The organism is Janthinobacterium sp. SUN120 (genome assembly GCF_030397735.1).
Taxonomy (GTDB): domain Bacteria; phylum Pseudomonadota; class Gammaproteobacteria; order Burkholderiales; family Burkholderiaceae_D; genus Janthinobacterium; species Janthinobacterium kumbetense.
In genome coordinates, this window is the sequence record NZ_JAPUBW010000002.1 from 126,779 (window position 1) to 151,893 (window position 25,115).

A 25,115-nucleotide genomic window follows, 5' to 3' on the forward strand; every position below is an offset into this window, starting at 1 on the left:
ACCCTTTAATTGATTAGTGGTTGATCCAGCGGATCGGTCCAGCGCTCCAGCATATCCTGTGCCAGCACCGGACGGCTATAAAAATAACCTTGCGCCAGCTTGCAGCCATGGCGCAGCAGGAAGGCGGCCTGCTCTTCCGTCTCCACGCCTTCGGCAATCACGGACAATTGCATGCTCTTGCCCAGCTGGATGATGGCGATCGCGATCGCCTCGTCGTTGACGTCCGTCGAGATATCCTTGATGAAGGAGCGGTCGATCTTCAGCGTCTGCACGGGCAGCTGTTTCAGATACGCGAGCGAGGAATAGCCGGTGCCGAAATCGTCGATGGCCAGGCCCACGCCGATGGCGTGCAAATCGTTGATGAAGCCCAGCGCGTCGCCCGTGTTCATGATCACCGATTCCGTCACTTCCAGCTGCAGGCGCTGCGGCTCCAGGCCCGTTTCTATCAGGATGTCGGCCACCATGCCGGCGATGCTGCCCCGCTCGAACTGTTTTACCGACAGATTCACGGCCATCTTCGGCACGTGCAAGCCCTGCGCCTGCCAGCGCATCATCTGGCGGCACGCCTCGTCGAGCACCCATTTGCCCAGCTGGTTGATGAAACCGCTGTCCTCGGCCAGCGGAATGAAGCGGGCCGGCGGCACCAGGCCCAGTTCCGGATGGTTCCAGCGCACCAGCGCCTCGACGCCGACCAGGCGGCCCGTGTCGATTTCCACCTGCGGCTGGTAATTCAGGAACATCTCGTTTTTCTCGATCGAGCGGCGCAAGAAGGTTTCCAGGCGCAGGCGCTCGACGCCTTCGCCCGTCATCGACGGCGCATAGAAGCGGTAGCCGTTGCGCCCGCGCGCCTTGGCCTGGTACATGGCCACGTCGGCATTGCGGATCAACATGTTCAAGTCCAGCGCATCGTCCGGATACAGGCTGATACCCACGCTGCAGGTGACGAACAGTTCATGGTCGGCCACCGTGAAGGGCTGGTCGAACATGGTCATCAGCTTTTCCGCCACCTGCGTCGCACCGTACTCGCCATCGACGCGTTCGAGCAGGACGATGAATTCATCGCCGCCCAGACGCGCCAGGGTGTCGCCTTCGCGCAGGCGCGCGGCCAGCTGGCCGGCCACCTTTTGCAGCAATTCGTCGCCCACATGGTGGCCCAGGGTGTCATTGACGTTCTTGAAGCGGTCCAGGTCGATGAACAGCACGGCCAGGTGCTCCTGGTCGCGCGCGGCGCGCAGCAAGGCGTGCTGCAGGCGGTCGTGGAACAGCAGGCGGTTCGGCAGCGCCGTCAGCGGGTCGTGGTGGGCCATGTGGTCGAGCTTTTCCTGCGACTCCTTGATCAGGGTGATGTCGCTGAACACGCCCACGTAATGCGTGGTGGTGGCGTGCGTGTCGCGCACGGCGCTGATGGTCAGCCACTCCAGGTACAGTTCGCCGTTCTTGCGCTGGTGCCAGATTTCGCCGCGCCAGAAACCGCTGGCCTTCAATTCGTCCCACATGGCCTGGTAAAACGCCGCGTCGTGGCGCGCCGAGCGGGTCAGCGACGAGTGCTGGCCCACCGCTTCGGCCTCGGTATAGCCGGTGATCTGCGTGAAGGCGGGATTGACGGTGACGATGATGCCGCTGGCATCGACCAGCATCACGCCGTCGGCAATATGTTCAAGCACAGTGGCCGACAGGCGCAGCTTTTCCTCGGCTTCCTTGCGCGCCGTGATGTCGGCATACACCCAGATGCTGCCTTCATTGGGGCGCAGCGGATCGAGCGCGCAGCCGCTGACCAGCGCCCAGAACAGGCTGCCGTCGCGCCGCTTGTACTGGCGCTCCTCGCTGAAATCGCCGCCCTGGGCCAGCGCCGGATACTGGCGCTCGCCCGCATCCTCGAAGTCATACGCGCTCGCAAACACGATGGACGTCGAACGCCCCGTCATCTCGGCATGGTCGTAGCCGAACAGCTCTTCACAGCGGCGATTGACGGAAATGATGCGGCGGTGGCGCACGAACATCACGCCGAACATCACGTTGTCGAGAATCGCGCTCTGCTCCGTCAGCAGCGCTTCGATGCGCATCTCGTGATGCTTGCGCTGGCTGATGTCGGCAATGATGCCGTCGACCCAGATGACGCCCTGCTCGCCCGCCTGCGGCTGGCCATTCTCGGCTACCCAGCGTTCGATGCCGAAAGCGTCGATGATGCGGTATTCCAGCGCATACGGCCGCACCTCGGCCACCGCCTGGCGCACGGCGCGGCGGTGCTCGCGGCGGTCTTCCGGGCAGATCAGGTCGGCCCAGGCATGCGTGGTGCCGCGCATGAACTGGCGCGCCGAATAGCCGGAAATTTCCTCGATGGCGTCGCTGACGAAGTCGATGGGGCCGTCGGGCCGGTAGCGGAAGACGGCGCCCGGCACCTGCGTGACGATGGTGCGGAAGCGCTCTTCGCGCTGGCCCACGTCCTCGAACAGCTGGCCGATGGCCGCGCGCATTTGCTCGAGCTGGGCCGTCAGGCGACCCAGTTCGTCATTGCTGTGCGAAGCCAGGGGCGTGTCGAAATCGCCGTGCGACAGGCGGTCGGAAAAGCGCGTCAGGCGGCGCAGGGGTTTCAACAGGCGGCGGTTCAGGAACAGCACGATCAGCGCCATCGACACGGCCAGCTGCGCTCCCAGCACGAAAATATAGGAGATCTGCTTTTCGCGCAGCTCCTGCTGGCTGCGCGCATCGTCCATTTCGACGACGACGTGGCCGATGCGTTCGCCGCGCACGAGGATGTCGCGCTCGGCGCGGTACAGATTGCCCACGGGCCGTTGCGGCGCCCGCAGGCGGATGAATTCCGTGTCGCCCTGCCCCAGCACCTTCACCAGCAGCACGGAGCGGTCGCGCATCACCGACTCGACCAGCGAGTGGGCCGATTCCGCATTCATGTTCCACAGCGACTCCTGCATGCCCAGCGCCAGGATGTCGGCATTGCGCTGCAAGGCCTCGTTCAGGCTGGTGCGCGCCGACTGGCGCTCATGCACGCCGACCAGCACATAGCTGCCGAAGATGGCGGGCACGACCAGCCCGCCAAAGACCACCAGCAGCAAGGCGCCATAGATCGACGAGCCATACAGCACGCGCAGGCTGGCGCGCAGGCGCTGAGAAGGTGAATTAAACATGCGGCAACAGGGCAACAGGGATCAGGCGGGCGATCATTGACTTTACAGGGGAATCGGGTGGCGAGGCGGGACGAATCTTTATCAGGAGCAATTATGCATGCAAAAAGCGGGAAAAGTCACCAACAAACACGCGCCGGCGGCTACCTGATGTCATATAAACAGGGTTGAAAAACCACACGCATGCCGGCGCGCCAGGCCGGCGCCAGCAGAAAAGCGCGCAGCTTGCTATCATCGCGCCACTTTACCTAGAGGAACCATCATGACCTTCTCCATCTACTCCGCTTCGATCCCCGTCTTCAAACAGATCCTGGGCAGCCTGGCCGCCATCCTGGACAAGGCGGAAACGCACGCGCAAGACAAGAAAATCGACCCGAACGCCCTGCTGCAATTCCGCTTGTTCCCGGACATGCTGCCGTTCGTGCGCCAGATCCAGATCGCCACCGACTTCGCCAAGGGCTGCGGCGCGCGCCTGGCCGGCGTGGCCGTGCCGCCGTATGAAGACAGCGAACAGAGCTTTGCAGAGCTGAAGGCGCGCATCGTGAAAACCATCGCCTTCCTGGAAAGCCTGCCGCAAGCGGACATCGACGGCAGCGAAACGCGCGCCATCACCACCGGCAGCGGCGAAAAGACCAAGCACTTCACGGGCCAGACCTATCTGTTCCACTACGCGCTGCCGCACTTCTTCTTCCACGCGACGACGGCGTACGACATCCTGCGTCACAATGGCATCGAAGTGGGCAAGAAGGATTTCATCGGTAGTTATTGATCGTTAGCCCAAAAAATACCGGGGTCGGATCTTGAAGGTCACACCCCGGTATTACATTGAGCCAGATTAAGTATTCCTGCGCGGATACCCTTGCGCCAGGATGCGCACCCACACCACTTCCTTCTCTTCATCCGTCATCGACACCCAGTGGGCCACTTCCACGACACTGCGGCCGCAGCCGCGGCAGATTTCATCGAAGGTTGTCGAGCACACGGCCACGCAGGGCGTATCGGGACGCGGCGGCAATTCCTTGTCCGCCATCAGGATACCTTCGGCAAGCCGAGCTTTTCCCAGCCTTCAGTGCCCAGCGCTTCCAGTGTGGCAATATTCTTGTCGAAAATTTCCGATGCTTCCGGGAATGCCTCGACGGCGCGCTCGATGCTGTCTTCGCGCAGCAAATGCAGGGTCGGGTACGGCGAACGGTTGGTGTAGTTGCTGATGTCGTCCTCGAACGTCTCGGCAAACTGGTAGTCAGGGTGGAAACTGGCCACTTGCAGTTCGCCCGCCAGGTGCATGTCTTCGACGGCCGCGTCGGCCACATCGAGGAACTCGTTGTAGTCGAGGAAATCGTTCAGGGTATATGGATGGATCAGCAAGGTCGTGTCGATCTGCTCGGGGTCCGTGTCGGCCAGGATTTGCAGCTCGTCCATCAGCAGCGCCAGCAAATCTTCCGGATTGCTCGATTCGCACACCACGTAGCGGATCTGCTTCTTGACGTGCACGGCCTTGGCGAACGGGCACAGGTTCAGGCCGATCACGGCCTTTTCCAGCCAGGCAACGGTATTGGCGATGATGACGGCGTTGTCGTCGTCGTGGCGCGTCGGGGTGTTCATATACTTAACTCTCTATCAATATGGCGGCCGGCAGCCGAATGGCCGGCCAAAGCCAAATTGTACGCACTTTTGCGCAGCCTCATGCCCGGCGCTGTCCAAGCTTGCGCCAGCCTCTTCGCCATGTATGCTATAACAGCGGCCGAATCACGCATTGGGCAAATTAAATTTGCAATAATGACAGCATTTGCGAATGGAAACTCAGCCGTATCCCACTTATTGCCGCTTATTTCCTGTCATCATGCTGACATAATTCTTGACTCCTGCATGTGGATATACGTACACTCGCTGCTTGATCATGGGTCTGTCCGATGTTTCTCCGACGACAACAATGGAACACTATGCACGAAAACTCCTTTAAATCTACCGTCCTGGCGGCGTTGGCACTGGCGCTTGCGCCCGCCCTCAGCCAGGCGTACGAAGCCGGTGTTGAGAGCGATAACGCGCCAGTCGCCGCCGCCGCACCTGCCCTGATCCCGATGACCGCCCAGGTCACGGCGAAACTCCCCACTCTCGACAACCGCCTGCAAAAGACCGACCGCCTGCTGAAAAACCTCAGCGACAATTCCGATCCGCTGCGCGAAGCCGACGTCTGGGGCCGCATCCGCAGCGGCTATGCGATTCCCGACATCAACAACCAGCTGGTGGCCAATCACGTCAACTGGTACGCCACCCGCCCCGACTACATCGCCCGCACGACGGCGCGCGCCTCGCGCTACATCTTCCACGTGGTGCAGGAACTGGAAAAGCGCGGCATGCCGACGGAGCTGGCCTTGCTGCCGTTCATCGAGTCCGCCTTCAACCCGCAAGCGTTCTCCAGCGCCAATGCGGCCGGCATGTGGCAATTCGTGCCCGCCACGGGGCGCGATTTCAACCTCAAGCAAAACATGTTCAAGGACGAGCGCCGCGGCGTGCTGGCCTCGACCGATGCGGCCCTGACGTACCTGCAGCGCCTGTATGACATGTTTGGCGACTGGCAACTGGCCCTGGCCGCCTACAACTGGGGCGAAGGCTCGGTACAGCGCGCCATCAAGAAAAACCAGGCGCTGGGCAAGCCGACCGACTTCGAAAGCCTGGCCGACCTGATGCCGGCCGAAACGCGCAACTACGTGCCCAAGCTGCAAGCGGTGAAAAACATCATCGCCAATCCGGCCCAGTTCGGCCTGACCCTGCCCGTGGTCGACAACCAGCCCTACTTCACGGCCATCGACAAGACCAGCGACATCGACATCACCGTCGCCGCCCAGCTGGCCGAACTGTCGATGGATGAATTCAAGGCCTTGAATCCGCAATTTAACCGCCCCGTCATCATCGGCGGCGAAAAGACCAAGATTCTGTTGCCACAGGAAAACGCCGCCAAGTTCACCACCAACCTGGCGCAATGGGGCCATGCCTTGTCGAGCTGGACGACGCACAAGATCACCAATGCGCGCGAACGCATCGAAACCCTGGCGTCGAAATTCGGCACCACGGCCGACGTGCTGCGCCAGGCCAACAATATTCCGCAGCGCACCAGCCTGCGCGCCGGCTCCACCATCCTCGTGCCGAAAACCTCGGCCACGATGAACAAGGACATCACCCAGGAAATCGCCGACAGCGCCACCATGCTGCTGGAAGCGGACCGTCCGGAACGGGCCGCCAAGGCACTGCGCCGCGCCGCCAAGGGAGGCAAGGTGCAAGCCGCGCCAATTTCCCTGGTGAAACCGCGCATCCAGCGCGGCGGCGGCAACAGTCGCGCCAAGGCCCGTCACTGATCGCCTGAGCTGTATTGACCTACCTCACCGGCCGCCACAGCCTTGCTGTCGCGGCCGGTTGCACATCCGCCTTACCCGCCCACCTACCCAGACAGGAGTCGTCATGGCTTTCTTGCAAGGCAAAAAAATTCTCATCACGGGCTTGCTGTCGAACCGCTCCATCGCCTACGGCATCGCCAAGGCTTGCCACCGCGAAGGCGCCACCCTCGCTTTCACCTACGTGGGCGAACGCTTCAAGGAGCGCATTACGGAATTTGCGGCGGAATTCGGCAGCGAACTGGTCTTCGACTGCGACGTGTCCAGCGATGAACAGATCAGCGCCGTCTTCAGCGACCTGGCGCAGCACTGGGAACACCTCGATGGCCTCGTGCACGCCATCGGTTTCGCGCCGCGCGAAGCGATCGCCGGCGACTTCCTCGATGGCCTGTCGCGCGACAGCTTCCGCATCGCGCACGACATTTCCGCCTACAGCTTTCCCGCCATGGCCAAGGCCGCCCTGCCCCTGCTGCATCCGGGCGCCTGCGTATTGACCCTGACTTACCTGGGCGCCGTGCGCGCCGTGCCCTACTACAACACCATGGGCCTGGCCAAGGCGTCGCTGGAAGCGTCCGTGCGCTACCTGGCCGAATCGCTGGGCCCGCGCGGCATCCGCGCCAACGGCATCTCGGCCGGCCCCATCAAGACCCTGGCCGCTTCCGGCATCAAGGATTTCAGCAAGCTGCTGGGCTTTGTGGCCGAACACGCCCCGCTGCGGCGCAACGTCACCATCGAGGAAGTGGGCAACACGGCCGCCTTCCTGCTGTCCGACCTGGCTTCCGGCATCACGGGCGAGATTACCTACGTCGATGGCGGCTTTTCGCAAGTGATGGCCGTCAATCCCGAAGTAGAGTAATTGGCACCTGGTCGACGTGGCGCAAGCGGCCCGGCAAATCAACCTGGCCAGGGAAACGCGACAGGCGCCGCCGCTGCCCGCCGACCTCATGGCCATGCTCCATTAAACGGAAGAAAACTACGTATTCTTACTGATTTCACATAGGAAACATGAGCAAAACGTGGTAGGACTGTCGTTTCTTCCCATTTAAGCCGTGCAAAACGGCAGCAAATACGGTATAGTGTCGTTGTGCGCTGCAATATGTTTCCTTGAAGCGATGGCAACACCGCAGTTACATGCACTACAAACTTAGCAGCTTCGCAAGCCTTAGCGCATCCACAGGATGCCGCTTAATAAAGCCCTCCCGCCTTGTGTGTCGCACCTGACACCGTCCCGGCGCAAAGCTTTTGTGCCGAAATTTCTTTCTAGTTGAGTCATTTCGTTTTGGTTGGCGTTGCTATTTTGCGTTCTGCTTTTTGCAAGAACGCTGATTTTCACGAAAGAAAAAGAATGACATTTGAATCCTTAGGCCTGCATCCGTCCATCCTCGCCGCTCTGACCGAATCGGGCTACACCGCGCCAACCGCGGTACAGTCGCAAGCGATTCCAGCCGCGATCGAAGGCCGTGACCTGCTGGTCTCGTCGCAGACCGGTTCGGGCAAGACCGCAGCATTCATGCTGCCGTCGCTGCACAAACTGGCCAGCGCCGAACAAAGCGCCGCCGGCAAGACGCCAAACCAGGAAATGCAAGCATCGCGCGCCCGCGGCGAGCGTCCACGCTTCAAGGCTGCCCAGCCAAAAATGCTGGTGCTGACGCCAACGCGCGAACTGGCCCTGCAAGTAACGACCAACACCGACAAGTACAGCACCGGCATCCGTCGCATCAAGGCTGTGTCGATCCTGGGCGGCATGCCTTACCCTAAACAGATGCAATTGCTGGCCAAGAATCCTGAGATTCTGGTCGCGACCCCTGGCCGTTTGATCGACCACATGGACTCGGGCAAGATCGACTTCTCGCAACTGGAAATCCTGGTGCTGGACGAAGCCGACCGCATGCTGGACATGGGTTTCATCGACGACATCGAAAAGATCGTCGAAGCGACGCCGGAAGGCCGTCAAACCATGCTGTTCTCGGCAACGCTGGATGGCGTGGTCGGCAACATGGCCCGCCGCATCACGAAAAACCCGCTGGTCATCCAAGTGGCAAGCTCGAGCAACAAGCATGAAAACATCACGCAGCGCGTCCACTTCGTCGACGACCTGTCGCACAAGAATCGCCTGCTGGACCACCTGCTGCGCGACGAAACCTTGGACCAGGCTGTTGTGTTCACCGCCACCAAGCGTGACGCCGACACCATCGCCGACCGTCTGAACATCGCCGGTTTCTCGGCTGCCGCCTTGCACGGCGACATGCATCAGGGCGCGCGCAACCGCACCCTGGACGGCATGCGCCGCGGCCAGGTCAAAGTGCTGGTTGCCACCGACGTTGCCGCCCGCGGCATCGACGTGCCAACGATCACCCACGTGTTCAACTACGATCTGCCGAAGTTCCCGGAAGACTACGTCCACCGCATCGGCCGTACCGGCCGCGCTGGCCGCAACGGCCTGGCCATCTCGCTGGTGAACCACGCTGAAGGCATGAACGTCAAGCGCATCGAACGCTTCACCAAGCAATTGATCCCGGTCAATGTCATCGAAGGTTTCGAGCCAAAGAAAACGGCATCGGCACCACGTTCGAGCGCCCGTCCAGGCGGCTGGAAACCAGGCGACAACCGTGGCGGCGCGAAGCCAGGCCAACGCACGTTCAGCAAGCCGGGCGCACCGCGTAAAGACGGCGCACCAAGCACCGGCGGCGGCTACAAGGGTTCGAACCCGCGCAGCACCGACGGCGCACGCCGCAGCTACGGCGACCGTTAATCACGGTTTGCCATTGCCTCTAGGCATGCAATGAAAAACGGCCACCAGATCGCTCTGGTGGCCGTTTTTTTATGCCCGCAACGCTTTATTTCTTCGACACTTTCTGGCGCGACAGCTTGCGCAGCTTGGCCTGCTCGAAGCGCACCTGCTGTTCCGGCGTCTCCAGCGCCAGCGGCGGCACGGCCACGGGCTTGCGGTTCGCATCCACGGCCACCATCGTGAAATAGCAGCTGTTGGCGTGGCGCACCAGGCGCTGCTGGATGTTTTCCGTCACCACACGGATACCCACTTCCATCGACGTCGTGCCCGTGTAATTGATCGACGCCAGGAACGTCACCAGCTCGCCCACGTGGATAGGCTGCAGGAACATCACCTGGTCCACCGACAGGGTGACCACGTAGCTGCCCGAATAGCGGCTGGCGCAGGCATAGGCAACGCTGTCGAGGTACTTCAGGATGGTGCCGCCGTGCACGTTACCGGAAAAGTTGGCCATATCGGGCGTCATCAAGACCGTCATCGTCAGTTCGTGGGCCGACCAGTTCATCGCGCTGTCCAAAGTGTTCTCCAAAGGGGAAATAATAAAAAAGGGGGGAGGATGTGAAAACCGGCCCCAGGGGCCGGTTGCGGGACTTACAGTCCCAGGGTGTCGATATCGGCCAGCGAGTCGCGGCCCTTGTCGGAAATGTCGTGGCCCTCGCCCTCGGCGCGCGCCACGATGTGGGCTTTCTTGCCCAGGAAGTAAGCCACGTCCGAGTCCAGCTTGGTCAGCGGATCGGTGGCGACGGCGCGCAGCCCCATGATGCAGCGGCGCAGGAACAGCAGTTGTTGTGCTTTCTCGGTGATGGACAAACGGCCATCGCGTGCATAGCTGAGCAGCTTCAGGCCGGACAGGCGCTTGGCATTGCGGGCAACGCAAGCGCTGGGGCGCTCGGTCTTGATGCCGCGTGCAACTTGCTCCAGCGCGTCATATTCATCGGTCGTTAATTTCTCGTTCTTCATTACTTTTCCATAAAAGGCCAGGTGTTCGGCCCCCATGGTACGCGCCCCGCTGCGCATCGGCAACAGGCAACGTGAATCTACCGCCGCCCGCCAGGCGGCCAGGCGGCGGAAACACGGGCGTGACGACCGTTATTTGTAGCTGCGCAGCAGCAGCCATGCCAGGCCGCAACCGGCCACGGCGCCCGCCAGGGCCAGCGCCACGAGGTTTTTGCTGGTGATCACAGGGCGCCGGCCCAGGTAAATTTTGTTATGCAAGGAATTGCCCACGATGGTCTCCTGTACAAGAATTTTTATGATGTCTCATTATAAGAACAGAATCGTGACGGCCGCATGACACTCGACAGTTAGAGCTTGATTTGTATCCACTCGGCAACATTTATTGGCGTTTTTGTTGTTTAAATGGCGTGGCGCTGGCGGCCACCGCGCAATCCATTTCCGATCGGAAATAAACGCGGCGCGCCCCTCCCCGCCGCCGCCATGCCGGCGGCGCACCGCACCCCGTCACTGCATTTTCACGGGCGGTGGCGGCGGCGTCGGCTCCTCGACGGGCACGGGCTCGATATGGGGCGGCGTTTCCGGCGGCGGCGTGACGGGATCGCCTTCCGGCGGTGGCGGCATATCGGGTTCGGGCGTGCTGTGCGCACGCAACAGGGCAGGACGGAATTGGGTTTGCATGTGACCTCCTTTGCCCCACTCTAGCCGATGCGGCCAAATCCTGGCGCCCGCCAGTGGCAAGCCGCCGCGGGAACTAAACGGCGCGGCGCCACTCCAACCTGGCAGGTCTCTCTCCTGCGAATGCAAGCGATCCCCATGGCGCGCAAGAAAATCCTCTTTATGGCCGAGGCAGTGACCCTGGCCCACGTCGGCCGCCCCCTGAGCCTGGCCCAGGGACTCGACGAGGACAAATATGAGGTGCATTTTGCCTGCGCCGATGGCTATGACTTTTGCTTCAAGCAAGCGCCCTTTCGCCGCTGGCGCATCGACAGTATTTCATCGCTGCAATTCCTACAGGCCTTGGCGCACGGCAAGCCCGTCTACACGGAAAGCACCCTGCACGCATATGTGGAAGACGACTTGCGCCTGCTCAATACCGTCCAGCCCGATCTCGTGATCGGCGACTTCCGCCTGTCGCTGTCCGTCAGCGCGCGCCTGCAGCGCATTCCCTACCTCACCGTCAGCAATGCCTACTGGAGTCCGTACGTGCGCCAGCACTACACGGTGCCCAGCCTGCCCCTGACCCGCCTGCTGCCCATCTGGCTGGCAGCCCCCCTGTTCCGCCTAATCCGCCCGCTGGCCTTCGCCTCGCATGCCGTGCCGCTGAACCACGTGCGCCGCCGCCATGGCCTGCCCTCGCTGGGCAGCGACCTGCGGCGCATCTATACGGATGCGGACCGCACCCTGTACGCGGATATTCCGCAACTGTTCCCGCCGCACGCCATGCCGTCCACGCACGACTACCTGGGCCCCATCATCTGGGCGCCGCCGCTCGACTTGCCGGACTGGTGGCAGCGCCCGGAACTGAGCAGTGGACGACCCATCATCTACGTCACCCTGGGCAGTTCCGGCCAGGGGCAATTGCTGCCGCGCGTGCTGCACGCGCTGGCGCCCCTGCCCGTCACCGTATTGGCGGCCACGGCCGGCACCGGCCGCGTCGATGCCGTGCCGCCGAATGCCCATGTCGCGCCCTTCTTGCCGGGCGACGCGGCGGCGCGGCGCGCCAGCCTGGTGATCTGCAACGGCGGCAGCCCCACCAGCCAGCAGGCGCTGACGGCGGGCGTGCCCGTCATCGGCATCGCCGGCAACCTCGACCAATTCCTCAACATGCACGGCATCGCGGGGACCGGCGCCGGCCTGCTGCTGCGCGCCGACCGCTTCCATGAAACCGCCCTGCGCCATGCCGCCACGCGCATGCTCGACGATGGCCGGGCCAGGCTGGCGGCGCGCCAGCTGGCCATGGCCATGCGCGACTATGTGCCAGGGCAACGCTTGCTGCCCCATCTGCACGCCCTGCTGGGGCTTTCGCCGCAAGGCGGCCAGCCTTGACGGGCTGGCGTCGGCTTTTCTTACAGAGAGTCCGGCAACACCTGCAGCACGTCAACAAAAGCACGCCAAGTCCTTGATTTCAAAAGAACCTCATGCGTTGGCATGGAAGTCGCTTAAGTCTGGCCATGAGCACCTGCAGACAGGACTCAGGCAACACTTCCAGACTCACTCAACCACGAGGTGAATACAATGAAACTCTCGAAACTGAAACTGCTTCCCGCCGCGGCCGCACTGGCCATGTTGTGCGCCGCCGGTAGCGCACAGGCGGGCGCCTACGGCTACGCCTACAACAACATCTTCGGCTTGCAGATCGTCGCCGCCACGGGCTCGATCACCGCCCTGAACAGCACCACGATCTCGCGCGCCACGGCCACCCTGAATGGCGTCAGCGTCATCAATGGCGGTCCCGGCCTGCTCGACTCGCCCCGCGCCGCCATCGGCGCCGTGACCAAAGGGGAAAACAATTTCACGCAACAGGGCGCCTCGGGCAACTACTCGCGCGGCGATGCGCAGATCGTCAGCACGCAGTTTCCCTCGTTCCCGCCCGGCTCCACCTCCACGCAGGCGGTAAACGTGGCCGAGGCCCACCTGGCCGGCCCAGCCGGCACGGCCGACGCGTCCGGCCGCAACGGCTCGACCACGGGCTTCTCCGTCAACTTCGTCGTCGGTTCGCCCACGGCAACGCTGAGCTTTGACTTCTTCTCCTCGCCATTCATGCAAGTCTTCCTGCAAAGCACAGTGGGACAACTGTCCACCGCGACGGCCAACCTGGTGATGACCATTACCATCACCAACTCGACCGGTGCGACCGTCTTCAACTGGACACCCGACGGCGTCGTCGGCTCCGGCATCTTCGGTGGCACGGAAAACGCCGATGCGGCCAACCTGAACACCGGCCTGGCGACCAACTTCCTGACGCGCGGCAACCTGTTTACGTATAACCCCACCGGTTGCGGTACGCCTGGCGGCACCGGCGTGGGCACGACTTGCGGCGGCAACTTCAACGCCGTCAGCAATGCCCTCGCGGCCGGCAACTACACCTTGACCTTGAATGCGGTGGAGAGCGTGGACCTGGTCAAACAGGCGCCGGAACCGGGCACCCTGGCGCTGCTGGGCCTGGGCCTGGCCGGCCTGGGCTATGCCAGCCGCCGCAAAGTCAGCGCCTGAACCAGGCAACAGGGGGATGCACAGGCGAGGGAGTTTCCTCGCCTTTTTCATGTGGCAAGCCTGTCGGTTTTCCTTACAACGCGGCCGACCAGGAGATGAGGATTTTCATGACTACATTTTCTTGTACCCGATTGCCCATGCTCCTGCTGAGCTTGCTATTGCTGGCCAGCAGCGGCCCTGCCGGCGCCGCCGCCTACGGCTATTCGTACACCAGCGTCTTTGGCCTGGTCATCAGCAATCCCTCCGGCTCCGTCACCCTGCTCAGCAACATCGACCTGTCGCGCACCACCGCCACGCTCAATGGCAGCAGCGTCATCAATGGCGGCAGCAACGAGATCGACGCGCCGCAGGCGAAACGCGGCGCCGTCACCAAGGGAGAGAACGACTTTACCCCGCAAGGCATGGGCAACGCCTCGTATGCGCGCGGCGAGGCGCAAATCGTCGCCTCGCAAATCCCCCCCTTCCCACCGGGCTCAACCAGCACGCATACCGTGAACGCGGCAGAAACCTTCCTGACGGGCGGCGGCAGCGCCGACGCCTCGGGGCGCAACGGTTCCAGCACCGCGATGACCGTCAATTTCGTCGTCGGCCAACCGGGCGCGACCCTGGCCTTCGACTTCCAGGCCCTGCCCTTCATGCAACTGTACCTGGACGCGCTGGCCGGCACAGGTTCGGCGGCCACGACGAATATGGCGATGACGTTCAGCATCATCGATGAACATGGCCAGATCGTCTTCAGCTGGGCGCCCGACGGCAAGCTCGGCTCCGGCATCCTGGGCGGCACAGAACTGGCCGATGCGGCCAGCCTCAACACGGGCTACGCGCAAACGCCGCTCACCAGCGGCAGCATGTTCACCTACGATCCCAGCGGCTGCGGCGCGCCCACGGGCACGGGCGTCGGCACGACGTGCGGCGGGCAGTACGGCGCCGTCACGGACAGACTGGCGGCCGGCAGCTACACACTGGTGTTGAATATGCTGAACAGTTCCGAACTGGCCTATGTGCCAGGCGTCACGCCCATGGCGCTGCCGGGCACCTTGCCGTTGCTGGCGGCCGGCCTGCTGGCGCTGGCCGGCCTGGAGCCCCGGCGGCGGCGCTGACGGGGCGCCAGGCGCGAGCATGGCGTCACGCGCGCCTCACCGCCCCGCCGTTGGCGCCACCAGCAAGTCTTGCAGCGGACGGCGCAGCGAGCGCGCACTGGCCGCCGGGCCGGCGCCTATGCGCCCGAGAAACACGGCCCGATCCAGCGCGGCCGCCCCCAGCACGGCCTGGCAGCGCACGGCCAGCTCCTGCGCCAGCTCCTGCAGGCCATCGGTGCGCGAAAAGGCGCGCCGTTCGCGCACATAGCGGGCAAAGATCAGCGGCGTCAGTTCCGGCTGCAATTGCAGGCCCAGTTGCGTGGCCGTCAGCCAGAAGCGCTGCATGGCGCGCCCGGCCGCCACGTAATCGTCGATGTGGCGCGGCGACGCCTCGGCCAGCAGCGCGAAATGGGCGGCGCAATACAGGCCCGGCAGCAAGTCCATCTGCAGGCGCGGCGCGACGGTGCCCGCCAGCCAGGTATTGAAGAACTCCACGCGGCGCCAGCTGTGCATGACCCAGCGCATCAGGCGCGCCGTCATCGCGTCGACGCCCAGCGCCTGCTCCGGGATCCGGTCGGTGCTGTAGCGCGCGCCCCACTCGATCACGTCGCGGTGCACCTTGTGCGCTTCCGGCATGGTCAGGCGCAGCTTCGCATTGTCGAACATCAGCCGCGCGCAAGCGAGGCGCGCGCGCCTGCCTTCGAACCACTGCACGCCGTAGCCGGACGGCAAGCTGGCCGCCAGCGCCGCCTTTTCGCTGGCGCGCAAGCTGCGCGTGCTGAGCCGGCGCCGCTGCACGCTGCGCTGCGGCAAGAAGGCCGCCAGCGGATCGGGCAGCATGCCGGGGCTGTCGACCAGGCGCACGTCGAAGGTGGGTAAGGTATCGGGCATGGACAGGCGCCGGCGCGCTTCCATGCGCAAGCCATGGCTGCTGGCCGCCAGTGCCATGCTTTCGAGCAAGGCGCCCAGCGACAGCTGGCTGGGATGGCCGTCGAGGTCGTACACGCAGTGGCTGCGCGTATCGAAACCGTGCACGACGACATGGCGCGGCGCCACGACTTCAAAGCGCCACGGCTGCGTGTTGTCGCCGCTGGGCGCCCAGCGCGCCTGCTCGAGGATGTTTTCCAGCACGGGATCGATTTGCGGTACTTGCGCCATTTATGCCCCCTGCGCGGCGCGGCGCCGCTGGATGATGGCCATCGTCAGGCGCTGCAGCGGATGACGGTGGCCGCCGGCACGCCAGGTATGCACGAGCTTGTTGCGGTAGGCGTCGAAATGCATGCCGTGCGGCGCCGCCATCACCTTGCCCCGCTTTAACAGGATCTTCAAGGCTTCCGTGGCGGCCGCGCCCGCGCACAGCTGGCAGCCCATGATGGTCGACGGCCCGCGCCGCTCCTTCAGGTTGATGGCCGACGGGTCGACCAGGTAGGGAGCATGCAAGCCGGCCGGCGCCAGCCCGACGAGAAAGCGCAGGGCTTTTTCTTCCTCGGGCAAGTCGCCCCAGCCAAAATATTCTTCGAACGTCATGCCGCCCGGCAGGAAGCTGAGCACGGCCGTGCCCATGCCCAGCGGCGCGGCCGTGATGGCGGGGATGCCCAGGCGGGCGCAAGTGGCGAAGGTGGCCTGGCGCGCGGGGAAGGCGAAGAAATCCAGGCCGTCCACATACAGGTCGACACCGGCGAAGAACTCGGCCAGGTTGCTGTCGTGTATGCCGTCTGGAAATTGTTTAATATCAAGTTCGGGATTGATATCACGCGCCATCTGCGCCAAGACCGCCACCTTGGGCTGGCCCAGGGTGGACACCATGGCGCCCGCCTGGCGGTTGAAATTGGCGATATCGAAGGTGTCGAAATCGGCGATGTGAAAGGCGCCGATGCCCAGCCGCGCCAGGGTCAGCAAGTGCACGCCGCCCACACCGCCCATGCCGGCGATGGCCACGCGCTTGCCGCGCAAGCTGTCCTGCTCCGCTTGCGTGACCCAGCCCAGGTTGCGGGCGAACGCTGCGTGATACGAAAAACCGTCTGTCATGCTCACCTCTTCTGTGCATCCCTTGCGGACGAAGAAAGTTGGACAGGTGAGCCGGGGTTAAGTTCCCCAATGACAGAAAAAAGCGCTTAGCGCGTCAGGCGCCGCGCCGCAGGCACGCTGCGCTGTAGTGCTGCCGCCGCCGGCGCCGCTGCGCCCACCTTGAACACGCTGACGATCTGCGCCAGCCCCGCCGCCTGCTCGTTCATCGCTTGCGCCGCCGCCGACGCCTGCTCGACGAGGGCCGAGTTTTGCTGCGTCATGTTGTCCATCTCGACGATGGCCTGGTTGATCTGTTCGATGCCGGCGCTTTGCTCGGCGCTGGCCGAGGAAATCTCGGCCACGATATCGGTCACATGCTGCACGCTGGAAACGACTTTTTCCATCGTCTCGCCCGCCAGCGCCACCAGTTTTTCACCGGCGCCCACTTGCTCGGCGGAACTGTCGATCAATTGCTTGATTTCCTTGGCGGCGGCGGCCGAGCGCTGCGCCAGGTTGCGCACCTCGCTGGCGACGACGGCGAAGCCACGGCCCTGCTCGCCCGCGCGCGCCGCTTCCACGGCCGCATTCAGGGCCAGGATATTCGTCTGGAAGGCGATGCCGTCGATGACGGCGATGATGTCGCCGATCTTCTTCGACGAGGCATTGATGGCGCCCATGGTGTCGACCACCTGGCTCACCACGCCGCCCGCCTGGCTCGCCACTTGCGAGGCAGAAATGGCCAGCTGGTTGGCCTGGCGCGCATTGTCCGCATTCTGGCGCACGGTCGAGGTCATTTCTTCCATGGTCGACGCCGTTTCTTCCAGCGAGCCCGCCTGCTGCTCCGTGCGCGCCGACAGGTCGTGGTTGCCGGAAGCGATCTCGCCCGATGCCGTGGAAATGGATTCCGCATCGTTGCGCACCTGGCTCACCAGGTGCGCCAGGTTATCGCGCATGGCCTTGATCGCCATCAACAGACTGGATGTATCGCCGGGACGCGTATCGATCTGCGTCGTCAAATCGCCCTGGGCGATTTGCGCCACGATGGCCGCTGCATAATCGGGTTCGCCACCGAGCTGGCCCAGGATGCGGCGCAGCATCAGGGCCGCCAGGGCGCCCACCACCAGCATCAGCGCGCCGCCGATGGCCAGCAGCACGCCCGCCTGGGCCCAGAATTTGTGGTTGATGTCATCGATATACGTACCCGTGCCGATCAGCCAATCCCATGGCGCAAATTTCACCACGGCATACATTTTTGCCACCGGATCCTTCACGCCGGGACGCGTGCCATCCGCCTGCACCAGGCCGATGCGGCTGGTGGCGAGGGCCACGCGGTAGCGGTCGCCCGACTGCTTCATGTTCTTTTGCGGCGTGCCGATGCGCGCAGGATTGGGGTGGACGTACAGCAAGTCCGTACTGAAATCGCGCACGAAATAATACATTTCGTCCTTGACGAAGCTGCCGATGGCCAGCTTGGCCTGCTGCTGGGCCTGCTCACGCGTGAGCTTGCCCGACTGTTCCAGCGCATACGCCTTTTCCACCGAGGCATTGGCCAATTCCACCAGCACCGTCAATTGCTCGACCCTTTCCGCCATCATGGTCTGGCGCAGCGAATACAGGGAGAAGGAAGCGATGAGGACGATGCCCAGCAAGGTACTGAAACACAGGAGGAGAATGCGCGAACGGAGAGTCATGGGAGCCTGGGTAAAGAATAAAATGTGGAATTATAAACAATTTCCATGTGGAAATCTTTTCAGAAAAGCAAAGCGGGCGGCGCTACCAGGCTGATGCCCGGCAGGCACCGCCCGCATATGTCTTGCTGAAGTCTGACTGACAGGTCAGGCCAAGGCTTCCTTGGCCGCCTCTTCCGGCGTCAAGCCGTCGTAGAACTGGTCGGTGAACCACTCGACCTGCTCTTCGATATGGTCCTGCGCCTGCGCCACGGTGGCGCCGCCGGCCACGAGGAAGCCTTCGACCTCGATACACCAGTTGATCAATTCCAGGGTTTCCGGATCGAGTTCTTCTTTCTTAGCCATCGTACAGTCCTTGCTTGTTAAATTGCGATCACATCCATCAGCGGCAGTTTAACAGCTTCGCCACCTTGCCGCTCCCGCAGTTCGACAATGAAGCTTACTTGGCTGCAACGTTCTTGCGTTCCGGATACAGTACTACCTGTACATAATTGTGCATGTCCAGGTAGCGCTGCGCCGCCAGTTTGACGGCTTGCGGCGTGAGGGCGCGCACGCGCTGCTCGTAGCGCAGCAGGTACGCGGGATCGCGGCCCTGCGTTACCGAACCCATCAATTGGTTCATCCAGTAATTATTTTCCCGCAAGGATTTCTGCTGGCGCGTGATCCAGTTCAGCTTGACCTTTTCCAGGTCCGCCGCGGACGGGCCGTCCGTCTTCATCTTGTTGATTTCGGCAAACGCGGCGGCGATCACCTTGTCCACGTTTTCCGGTCCCGTCGGCAAGTTCAGGGCCACGGAATAATGGCCATACGGATGCTGGCCCATGGACGTCTCGAAGCCGCCGCCATAGATCATGCTCATCTTTTCGCGCAGCACTTCGATGACTTTCAGGTTCAGCACCTCGCCCAGCGCCTGCAGGGTCAGCTTTTGCTCGTCCGAATACGCCACGTCGCCATTGAAGGTGATGGAAATCGTGCTCTTCGGCTCGCTGCCCATGTAGATATCCTTCTTGACCACGCCCGTCACCGGGCGCATGCCCACGTCGCGGTAGGCGTGCGGCACCTCGGCCACGGGCAAGGTGCCCAGGTAGCTGGCGATCAGCGGCTTGATCTTGTCGAGCTCGAAGCTGCCCGTGAAGATGAAGGTCATGTCGCGCGCGCTGGAAAAGCGCTGGCGGAAGATGTCCAGCGAGCGGTCCAGGCCCACCTTGTCGAAATCGGCCACGCGCGGCACGCCATCGACGCGCGGGTTGTCGCCATACATGGCGTGCTGGATGGCGTCGTAAAACACGGCTTCCGGCTGCGCCATGCTGTTTTTCGCCAGGTCCTGCTGCTTGCCGATGAAGGATTGGTACAGGCCCGCATCCTTGCGCACGTCGTGGAAATACAAATACACCAGTTGCAGCATGGCTTCCACGTCGGCGCTGCTGGCCGAGCCGCCGAAGCCTTCGCTCAGCTCGCCCAGCGAAGCGCCCACGTTGACCGTCTTGCCGGCCAGCACTTTTTGCAAGTCCAGCGGCGCCAGGTCTTTCAAGCCCATGCTGCCGACCACGGCGCTGGCGTAGCGGGCGTTGTAGATGTCGGCGTCGCCGAACAGCGACTGGCCGCCGAAGCGGGTCGAGCCCATCAGCACCTGGTCATTCTTGAAGTCCGTCGGTTTGAGCAGCACGCGCACGCCATTGCCCAGGGTCAGTTCCGTCACGCCGATGGCGCTGTTCAGCTTTTCCGCGACGATGCTGCCGCCGGCCGGCGGGCCGTCCATCAGCTTGCTGGCGAGCACTTTTTCCGTGCGCGGCTCGATGGTTTGCTGCTCGGCTTTCGCCACGGCGTCGAGCAATTGCTGCTGCGTCGGCACCACCGAGGCCGCATCGCCCGCTTTCGGCTCGGCGCCCATGAAGACCACCAGTTTCTTTTGCTGGTCGGGAATCACCTTGGCCACCGTCTCGTTGATTTCCTGCAAAGTTACCTGCGGCAAGAGTTCCTGCGCGTACAGCAATTCATTGGCGATGCCGGGGATGGCTTCCTGCTCCAGGAAGTTGCGCGAATACTCGGCCACGAAACCGCTCGAATCGGACTTGTCGCGTTCGCTGTACGCTCGCTCGTAATTGCGCAGCATGTTCTTGCGCGCGCGGTCCAGCTCATCCTGGCTGAAACCGAAGCGGCGCGCCCGCTCATCTTCCTGCACCAGCGCATCGACGGCCGGCTGCACGCCGCCCTTGCCCAGCAAGGCATACGCGCTGAACGATTCATAGCCGCGCACCAGCTTGCCCATGCTGCTGCCGCCCTGGATGAACGGCGGGTTCGCCTGCTGCGTCAATTCCTGCATGCGCGCGCTGAGCATTTGCCCATACAGGTTTTCGATCATCTGGCGGCGGTAGTCGGCAATCGTGACGGGTTCCTGCGCGGCGCGGATCGGGTAGCGGATGAAGACCGCGTCGTCCGGCGCTTCCTTGTCCGTGATCACCAGCGCTTCCGTTTGCGCCCGCTGCGGCACTTCCGCATACAGGCGCGGACGCGGTTTCGCCGGGTTCTTCAGCTTGCCGAAATGCTGCTGGATCAGTTTTTCAGCCTGTTTCGGCTCCACGTCGCCGACCACCACCACGGCCATCAGGTCGGGACGGTACCAATCCTTGTAGAAACGCTTGATGGCTTCCGGCTTGAACGTTTTCAGCACGGATTCCTTGCCGATCGGCATGCGTTCCGCATAGCGCGAACCATTCAGCAGCTTCGGATACAGGACCTTGTTCATGCGGTCGCTGGCGCCCTTGCCCAGGCGCGCCTCTTCCAGCACGATGCCGCGCTCGCTGTTGATGTCGGCCGGATTGAATTTCAAGCCGTGCGCCCAGTCTTCCAGCACGAGAAAACCCTTTTCCAGGTTTTCTTTCTTGTTTGTCGGAATCGGCAGCACGTACACGGTTTCATCGAAGCTCGTGTAGGCGTTCAAGTCGGCGCCGAACTTCACGCCGATCGATTGCAAATAGGAAATCAGTTCATTGCGCTTGAAATGCGTGGAGCCATTGAAGGCCATGTGTTCCGTGAAGTGGGCCAGGCCTTGCTGGTCGTCATCTTCCAGGATGGAACCGGCTTTCACTACCAGGCGCAATTCCACTTTTTGCGCGGGACGGGCATTTTTCTTGATGTAATAGGTCAAGCCGTTCGGCAATTTTCCAACGGTAACTTCTGGTGCCAGCGGCAAGGGATCGCTCAAACGGATTTCTGCCTGGGCCATGCAGGCGCACGCCAGCAAGACGGCGGCCGAGATCAGGCGTAATTTACTCAGCTTCATGTATTCTCAACGGTAAGATTCAGTAGGCATACCATACACTGAAATCCTGTTTCCGCCATTAAAAACAGCTTAGGAAAAACGGCTTTCCCCGGGCAACTTTGTCGAATGACAAACTGAACGGTGCCCTGCCATATTTTTTCAATTGTGCTAAAGTGTTGCCGCCGGTCATGTGGACCGGCACAACGACGTCTTCGGGGCGGGGTGCGATTCCCCACCGGCGGTAAGACCGGCAACGGTCAAGCCCGCGAGCGCTTTCCAGGCACCGCTTGGCGAGGTCAGCAGATCTGGTGTGACTCCAGAGCCGACGGTATAGTCCGGATGAAAGAAGATGTGCAGTAGTGTGATGTCCCATCGCCAAGGCGATGCGGCCAGTTGCGTCTATTCGCTTGCCCTGCAGCGTTTTTCGCCTATGCGAGGAGCGTTTCACCATGTTAGTCAACAGCTATACCCTGCTTTCCAACGACCTGGAAGGTCGCATCCAATCCGCCCTGGCCGCCATGCGCGCCGGCATTCCCGTCATCCTGCTCGACGATTTCGACCGTGAAAACGAAGCCGATTTGATCCTGTCGGCCGAGAAATTGACGAACGAAACCATGGCCCTGCTGATCCGCGAATGCAGCGGCATCGTCTGCCTGTGCCTGCCGACGGACGTCGTCAGCGCGCTGGAATTGCCGCCCATGTCGTCCGACAACGGCAGCCGCTACGGCACGCCGTTCACGGTCTCCATCGAGGCGCGCGACGGCGTCACGACGGGCGTGTCGGCCGCCGACCGCGTGACCACCATCCGCGCCGCCATCGCGCCGAACGCCAAGCCCGCCGATCTGGTGCGCCCTGGCCACGTCTTCCCCCTGCGCGCCGCGCCCGGTGGCGTGCTCGAGCGCCGTGGCCACACGGAAGGCTCCGTCGACCTGTCGCGCATGGCGGGCCTGAACCCGGCCGCCGTGCTGTGCGAACTGATGAACCCGGACGGCACCATGATGCGCGGCGACGATATCGAGCGCTTCGCCGAACTGCACGGCATGCCGATCCTGACCATCGAAGAACTGGTGGAGTGGCGCAGCACGCGCGGGCAATAATCCGTCAAGCCAGCCTTCAGGCGGCCACGGCCTTCGGTAAATGCACGTGGCGGTAGACGAGGCCCGCCGCCAGGCCATACGCGACGGCAATCGTCGCGTAGGCCAGCGGCAGGCGCAGCGACCAGTCCGGCACCATGTGCAGGATGCTGCCGATCAGGGCCACGCCCACCAGCGCGCCGATTTGCCGGTTCGCATTCAAGGCCGCCGCCGCGCTGTTCGCATGCTGCTTGCCGGCCACCCGCATCACGGTGGCCGTCATGGCGGGAATGGCGATGCCGATGGCCACATTCATCACGGCCGTGCCCAGCGCCAGCAGGAAATATGGCGTGCCGGGACGCAAGGCCATCAGCAGCAAGGCCATGCCAGCGCCTACCAGCAAGCCTAGCAGCATGGGCAAGCGCGTGCCATGACGCGCCGCAATACTTCCCGCCATAAAGTTTCCCACCGTATAGGCCGCCATCATGGGCAGCAGGCGCAAGCCCGACTGCAAGGCATCGGCGCCGCCCGACTGCTGCAGGAATAGGCTCAACAAGAACAGCTGGCCGAACACGCAGAAGTTGATCAAAAAACCCACGCCATTGGCCGCGCCAAAGCTGCTGCTGTGAAACAGTGCACGCGGTAACAGCGGGTGGCTGCCGCTGCGTTCGCGCCGCAGCAATTGCCCGGCGGACAGCACCGTCAAGGCCCCCGCCGCCAGCACGCCCGGCGACAGCCAGCCCAGCACGGGACCTTCGATCAGCACGAAACTCAGGCCCGCCAGCGCCGCCACGCCCAGCGCATGGCTGAACAGCGATAAATCGCGCGGCTGGCGCGCCGGCGCGGCCAGCAACAGCTGCGCCATGACGATGGCCAGCACGCCCAGCGGCACATTCACCCAGAACACGCTGCGCCAGCCGAACTGGTGCACGAGGATGCCGCCGATCAGGGGGCCGGACGCGCCGGCCACGCCCACCAGCGCCGACCAGGCGCCCAGCATGCGCGTGCGTTCGCGCTCGTCTTCAAAGCTGTGCGTCAGCAGGCTGAGCGAACTGGGCATGAACAGGGCCGCGCCCGCGCCCTGCAGCAGGCGCGCGGCCGTCAAAAAATGCCCGTCGGGCGCGGCGCCGCACAGCACCGAACCGAGAATGAAGACGCCCAGGCCGCCCTGGTACACGGCTTTCGGCCCGTAGCGGTCGGCCAGCGCGCCGCCGGCCAGCAGCAGCGCGGCAAACGTCAGGGTGTAGCCGTCGACCACCCACACCAGGCCCGTCAGCGGTATGGCCAGGTCCAGCGCGATATCGGACAGCGCCACGTTGACGGCCGTGACGTCGAGCATGGCCATGACGAAGCCGAACGCCAGGGTCAGCAGGATCAAGCCGCTGGCGCGGCGTGGTGTGGGGGCAGGCATGGTATTTCCTTGCAGGGACGGGGGGCAGTCATTATGCGAGTGTTGAAGAATGCAGTAAACAGGCATAAAATCGGCACAATGATGCAAAAATGCATCACGATAACGACAGGAAAACAAACCATGGACTGGGCTTATGGACTGGGATAACGCGCGCATCTTTCTGGCCATCGGCCGGGCCGGCACCTTGCGCGGCGCGGCCGCCCTGCTGCGCATCGACCAGGCCACGTGCGGGCGCCGCCTGGCCGCGCTGGAAAGCTCGCTGGGCGCCACCCTGTTCCTGCGCACGCCGTCCGGCTACGTGCCCACGCCGGCCGGCGAGCTGGCCTTGAACGCGGCCGAAGCGATGGAACGGGCGGCCGACAAGCTGCAACGCGAGATGCAGGGCGTCGACAACCGCCTGTCCGGCCTGGTGCGCGTGGCCACCACGGACACCATGGCCAGCCACTTCGTCATCCGCGCCATGCAGCGGCTGCACGCGGCGCACCCGGACATCCGCATCGTGCTGCACGTGGCGCCGCAGCTGGCCAGCCTGACGCGGCGCGAAGCGGACCTGGCCGTGCGCGCCGTGCGCCCCACCGACCCGGACCTGATCTCGCGCCACCTGGTCAAGCGCAGCCTGGGCCTGTATGCGTCGAAAAGCTACCTGGCGCAGCGGGGCGAACCCGTGCGCGGCACGGCGCTGGCCGGACACGACATCGTCATCTACCACCATTCCGTGGCGCCCCGTCACGCGGAAAAACTGGCCGGCGAATCCGTCGCCAACGCCCGGGTGGCCATGGAAGTGAACTCGGCGGCGATGCTGCAGGAAGCCACGCGCGCGGGCCTGGGCGTGGCCGAACTGGCCACCCACCTGGGCGATATCGACCCGCTGCTCGTGCGCATCTGGCCAGAGCGGGCGGAAGCGTATGACGTGTGGCTCGTCATGCATGCCGACCTGAACCGCTCTGCCCGCGTGCGCGCGGCGGCCGATGCCATCATCGCCAGCGTGGCCACCGCCAGCACCGCATGACAGCCGCGCACAATAGTGCCGAGAAGAAACTTTCTTTTTGGTAAGTCTGATAAAATCCGCAGCCCCGCCGGGCATAGCCACCGCCACGCCGCCGCG

Annotated in this window: 22 protein-coding genes and 1 riboswitch; of the genes, 9 read left to right on the forward strand and 13 right to left on the reverse strand. The window is 63.3% G+C overall.

The window, feature by feature from the left end; translation table 11 throughout:
• Nucleotides 1–5: 5 nt before the first annotated feature.
• Nucleotides 6–3,143 carry an EAL domain-containing protein gene (locus O0879_RS10250; protein ID WP_289916317.1) on the reverse strand — a complete coding sequence of 1,046 codons (3,138 nt, stop codon included), beginning with the start codon at nucleotides 3,141–3,143 and terminating at the stop codon, nucleotides 6–8.
• A gap of 259 nt (nucleotides 3,144–3,402) precedes the next feature.
• On the opposite strand from O0879_RS10250, the gene O0879_RS10255 reads away from it, so the two are divergent.
• Nucleotides 3,403–3,909: a DUF1993 domain-containing protein gene (locus O0879_RS10255; RefSeq protein ID WP_034779265.1), complete on the forward strand. Its 507-nt coding sequence runs from the start codon at nucleotides 3,403–3,405 to the stop codon at nucleotides 3,907–3,909.
• Between the two features lie 66 nt (nucleotides 3,910–3,975).
• On the opposite strand, the gene O0879_RS10260 is transcribed toward O0879_RS10255, so the two are convergent.
• Nucleotides 3,976–4,170, reverse strand: a complete 195-nt coding sequence (locus O0879_RS10260) for a DUF1289 domain-containing protein (RefSeq protein ID WP_034779267.1) — start codon at nucleotides 4,168–4,170, stop codon at nucleotides 3,976–3,978.
• The gene (locus O0879_RS10265) at nucleotides 4,170–4,742 is read right to left on the reverse strand and encodes a DUF1415 domain-containing protein (RefSeq protein ID WP_289904335.1); all 573 of its coding nucleotides are present in this window, start codon (nucleotides 4,740–4,742) and stop codon (nucleotides 4,170–4,172) included. Before O0879_RS10265 ends, O0879_RS10260 begins: the two co-directional genes overlap by 1 nt.
• Before the next feature lie 338 nt (nucleotides 4,743–5,080).
• On the opposite strand from O0879_RS10265, the gene O0879_RS10270 reads away from it, so the two are divergent.
• The 3 genes from O0879_RS10270 to O0879_RS10280 all read left to right on the forward strand — a co-directional run bounded on the left by O0879_RS10270 (nucleotide 5,081) and on the right by O0879_RS10280 (nucleotide 9,281).
• Nucleotides 5,081–6,493 carry a transglycosylase SLT domain-containing protein gene (locus O0879_RS10270; RefSeq protein WP_034779271.1) on the forward strand — a complete coding sequence of 471 codons (1,413 nt, stop codon included), beginning with the start codon at nucleotides 5,081–5,083 and terminating at the stop codon, nucleotides 6,491–6,493.
• A 103-nt stretch (nucleotides 6,494–6,596) separates the two neighbouring features.
• Nucleotides 6,597–7,385 (forward strand): enoyl-ACP reductase FabI, encoded by a 789-nt coding sequence (fabI, locus tag O0879_RS10275; RefSeq protein WP_099667252.1) that lies wholly within the window; start codon nucleotides 6,597–6,599, stop codon nucleotides 7,383–7,385.
• A gap of 489 nt (nucleotides 7,386–7,874) precedes the next feature.
• Nucleotides 7,875–9,281 carry a DEAD/DEAH box helicase gene (locus O0879_RS10280; protein WP_071322891.1) on the forward strand — a complete coding sequence of 469 codons (1,407 nt, stop codon included), beginning with the start codon at nucleotides 7,875–7,877 and terminating at the stop codon, nucleotides 9,279–9,281.
• Nucleotides 9,282–9,366: 85 nt separating this feature from the next.
• Here the strand turns inward: O0879_RS10280 and O0879_RS10285 are convergent, their stop codons facing one another.
• The 4 genes from O0879_RS10285 to O0879_RS10300 form a co-directional block, all read right to left on the reverse strand.
• On the reverse strand, nucleotides 9,367–9,825 hold the full coding sequence (locus O0879_RS10285; protein ID WP_071326331.1) for an acyl-CoA thioesterase: 459 nt from the start codon (nucleotides 9,823–9,825) through the stop codon (nucleotides 9,367–9,369).
• Nucleotides 9,826–9,911: 86 nt separating this feature from the next.
• Nucleotides 9,912–10,280 carry a hypothetical protein gene (locus tag O0879_RS10290; protein WP_099667251.1) on the reverse strand — a complete coding sequence of 123 codons (369 nt, stop codon included), beginning with the start codon at nucleotides 10,278–10,280 and terminating at the stop codon, nucleotides 9,912–9,914.
• A 129-nt stretch (nucleotides 10,281–10,409) separates the two neighbouring features.
• Nucleotides 10,410–10,547 (reverse strand): hypothetical protein, encoded by a 138-nt coding sequence (locus O0879_RS10295; protein WP_180979422.1) that lies wholly within the window; start codon nucleotides 10,545–10,547, stop codon nucleotides 10,410–10,412.
• A gap of 234 nt (nucleotides 10,548–10,781) precedes the next feature.
• The gene (locus O0879_RS10300) at nucleotides 10,782–10,955 is read right to left on the reverse strand and encodes a hypothetical protein (protein ID WP_162835752.1); all 174 of its coding nucleotides are present in this window, start codon (nucleotides 10,953–10,955) and stop codon (nucleotides 10,782–10,784) included.
• Between the two features lie 135 nt (nucleotides 10,956–11,090).
• Between O0879_RS10300 and O0879_RS10305 the strand changes: the two genes are divergently transcribed.
• The 3 genes from O0879_RS10305 (at nucleotide 11,091) to O0879_RS10315 (ending at nucleotide 14,590) form a co-directional block, all read left to right on the forward strand.
• Complete coding sequence (locus tag O0879_RS10305; RefSeq protein ID WP_289916318.1) at nucleotides 11,091–12,323, forward strand: glycosyltransferase; 1,233 nt, start codon at nucleotides 11,091–11,093, stop codon at nucleotides 12,321–12,323.
• A 189-nt stretch (nucleotides 12,324–12,512) separates the two neighbouring features.
• A complete protein-coding gene (locus tag O0879_RS10310; protein ID WP_099667249.1) occupies nucleotides 12,513–13,490 on the forward strand; it encodes an EDSAP-1 family PEP-CTERM protein in 978 nt (325 codons plus the stop codon).
• A 107-nt stretch (nucleotides 13,491–13,597) separates the two neighbouring features.
• Nucleotides 13,598–14,590, forward strand: coding sequence for an EDSAP-1 family PEP-CTERM protein (locus O0879_RS10315; protein WP_289916319.1), 993 nt, complete (start codon nucleotides 13,598–13,600; stop codon nucleotides 14,588–14,590).
• Between the two features lie 36 nt (nucleotides 14,591–14,626).
• On the opposite strand, the gene O0879_RS10320 is transcribed toward O0879_RS10315, so the two are convergent.
• The 5 genes from O0879_RS10320 to O0879_RS10340 form a co-directional block, all read right to left on the reverse strand.
• Nucleotides 14,627–15,727 (reverse strand): nitroreductase family protein, encoded by a 1,101-nt coding sequence (locus tag O0879_RS10320; protein WP_289916321.1) that lies wholly within the window; start codon nucleotides 15,725–15,727, stop codon nucleotides 14,627–14,629.
• Nucleotides 15,728–16,597, reverse strand: coding sequence for a ThiF family adenylyltransferase (locus O0879_RS10325; RefSeq protein ID WP_289916323.1), 870 nt, complete (start codon nucleotides 16,595–16,597; stop codon nucleotides 15,728–15,730). It lies immediately after the preceding gene.
• Between the two features lie 86 nt (nucleotides 16,598–16,683).
• Entirely contained in the window at nucleotides 16,684–18,267 is a 1,584-nt protein-coding gene (locus tag O0879_RS10330) for a methyl-accepting chemotaxis protein (protein WP_099667245.1), read from the reverse strand.
• Between the two features lie 144 nt (nucleotides 18,268–18,411).
• Nucleotides 18,412–18,609, reverse strand: coding sequence for a hypothetical protein (locus O0879_RS10335; RefSeq protein ID WP_010399555.1), 198 nt, complete (start codon nucleotides 18,607–18,609; stop codon nucleotides 18,412–18,414).
• Between the two features lie 94 nt (nucleotides 18,610–18,703).
• Nucleotides 18,704–21,547: an insulinase family protein gene (locus tag O0879_RS10340; protein ID WP_289916325.1), complete on the reverse strand. Its 2,844-nt coding sequence runs from the start codon at nucleotides 21,545–21,547 to the stop codon at nucleotides 18,704–18,706.
• A 183-nt stretch (nucleotides 21,548–21,730) separates the two neighbouring features.
• Nucleotides 21,731–21,881, forward strand: a riboswitch (FMN riboswitch).
• Between the two features lie 94 nt (nucleotides 21,882–21,975).
• Here O0879_RS10340 and ribB point away from each other — a divergent pair.
• On the forward strand, nucleotides 21,976–22,623 hold the full coding sequence (gene ribB, locus O0879_RS10345) for a 3,4-dihydroxy-2-butanone-4-phosphate synthase (RefSeq protein WP_099667243.1): 648 nt from the start codon (nucleotides 21,976–21,978) through the stop codon (nucleotides 22,621–22,623).
• A 16-nt stretch (nucleotides 22,624–22,639) separates the two neighbouring features.
• Here the strand turns inward: ribB and O0879_RS10350 are convergent, their stop codons facing one another.
• Nucleotides 22,640–24,010: an MFS transporter gene (locus O0879_RS10350; RefSeq protein ID WP_289916327.1), complete on the reverse strand. Its 1,371-nt coding sequence runs from the start codon at nucleotides 24,008–24,010 to the stop codon at nucleotides 22,640–22,642.
• Between the two features lie 133 nt (nucleotides 24,011–24,143).
• Here O0879_RS10350 and O0879_RS10355 point away from each other — a divergent pair, with 133 nt between their 5' ends.
• Nucleotides 24,144–25,019, forward strand: a complete 876-nt coding sequence (locus O0879_RS10355; RefSeq protein WP_289916329.1) for a LysR family transcriptional regulator — start codon at nucleotides 24,144–24,146, stop codon at nucleotides 25,017–25,019.
• The last annotated feature ends 96 nt before the right edge of the window (nucleotides 25,020–25,115 follow it).

What these genes read in the sequence shown, in the direction of transcription:
- O0879_RS10310 (WP_099667249.1), top strand. Translation starts at nt 12,513, where the DNA reads ATGAAACTCTCGAAACTGAAACTGCTTCCCGCCGCGGCCGCACTGGCC.
- ribB (WP_099667243.1), top strand. Translation starts at nt 21,976, where the DNA reads ATGTTAGTCAACAGCTATACCCTGCTTTCCAACGACCTGGAAGGTCGC.
- O0879_RS10305 (WP_289916318.1), top strand. Translation starts at nt 11,091, where the DNA reads ATGGCGCGCAAGAAAATCCTCTTTATGGCCGAGGCAGTGACCCTGGCC.
- O0879_RS10355 (WP_289916329.1), top strand. Translation starts at nt 24,144, where the DNA reads ATGGACTGGGATAACGCGCGCATCTTTCTGGCCATCGGCCGGGCCGGC.
- O0879_RS10250 (WP_289916317.1), bottom strand. Translation starts at nt 3,143, where the DNA reads ATGTTTAATTCACCTTCTCAGCGCCTGCGCGCCAGCCTGCGCGTGCTG.
- fabI (WP_099667252.1), top strand. Translation starts at nt 6,597, where the DNA reads ATGGCTTTCTTGCAAGGCAAAAAAATTCTCATCACGGGCTTGCTGTCG.
- O0879_RS10350 (WP_289916327.1), bottom strand. Translation starts at nt 24,010, where the DNA reads ATGCCTGCCCCCACACCACGCCGCGCCAGCGGCTTGATCCTGCTGACC.
- O0879_RS10255 (WP_034779265.1), top strand. Translation starts at nt 3,403, where the DNA reads ATGACCTTCTCCATCTACTCCGCTTCGATCCCCGTCTTCAAACAGATC.
- O0879_RS10300 (WP_162835752.1), bottom strand. Translation starts at nt 10,955, where the DNA reads ATGCAAACCCAATTCCGTCCTGCCCTGTTGCGTGCGCACAGCACGCCC.
- O0879_RS10315 (WP_289916319.1), top strand. Translation starts at nt 13,598, where the DNA reads ATGACTACATTTTCTTGTACCCGATTGCCCATGCTCCTGCTGAGCTTG.
- O0879_RS10325 (WP_289916323.1), bottom strand. Translation starts at nt 16,597, where the DNA reads ATGACAGACGGTTTTTCGTATCACGCAGCGTTCGCCCGCAACCTGGGC.
- O0879_RS10320 (WP_289916321.1), bottom strand. Translation starts at nt 15,727, where the DNA reads ATGGCGCAAGTACCGCAAATCGATCCCGTGCTGGAAAACATCCTCGAG.
- O0879_RS10290 (WP_099667251.1), bottom strand. Translation starts at nt 10,280, where the DNA reads ATGAAGAACGAGAAATTAACGACCGATGAATATGACGCGCTGGAGCAA.
- O0879_RS10285 (WP_071326331.1), bottom strand. Translation starts at nt 9,825, where the DNA reads ATGAACTGGTCGGCCCACGAACTGACGATGACGGTCTTGATGACGCCC.
- O0879_RS10335 (WP_010399555.1), bottom strand. Translation starts at nt 18,609, where the DNA reads ATGGCTAAGAAAGAAGAACTCGATCCGGAAACCCTGGAATTGATCAAC.
- O0879_RS10265 (WP_289904335.1), bottom strand. Translation starts at nt 4,742, where the DNA reads ATGAACACCCCGACGCGCCACGACGACGACAACGCCGTCATCATCGCC.
- O0879_RS10270 (WP_034779271.1), top strand. Translation starts at nt 5,081, where the DNA reads ATGCACGAAAACTCCTTTAAATCTACCGTCCTGGCGGCGTTGGCACTG.
- O0879_RS10330 (WP_099667245.1), bottom strand. Translation starts at nt 18,267, where the DNA reads ATGACTCTCCGTTCGCGCATTCTCCTCCTGTGTTTCAGTACCTTGCTG.
- O0879_RS10280 (WP_071322891.1), top strand. Translation starts at nt 7,875, where the DNA reads ATGACATTTGAATCCTTAGGCCTGCATCCGTCCATCCTCGCCGCTCTG.
- O0879_RS10340 (WP_289916325.1), bottom strand. Translation starts at nt 21,547, where the DNA reads ATGAAGCTGAGTAAATTACGCCTGATCTCGGCCGCCGTCTTGCTGGCG.
- O0879_RS10260 (WP_034779267.1), bottom strand. Translation starts at nt 4,170, where the DNA reads ATGGCGGACAAGGAATTGCCGCCGCGTCCCGATACGCCCTGCGTGGCC.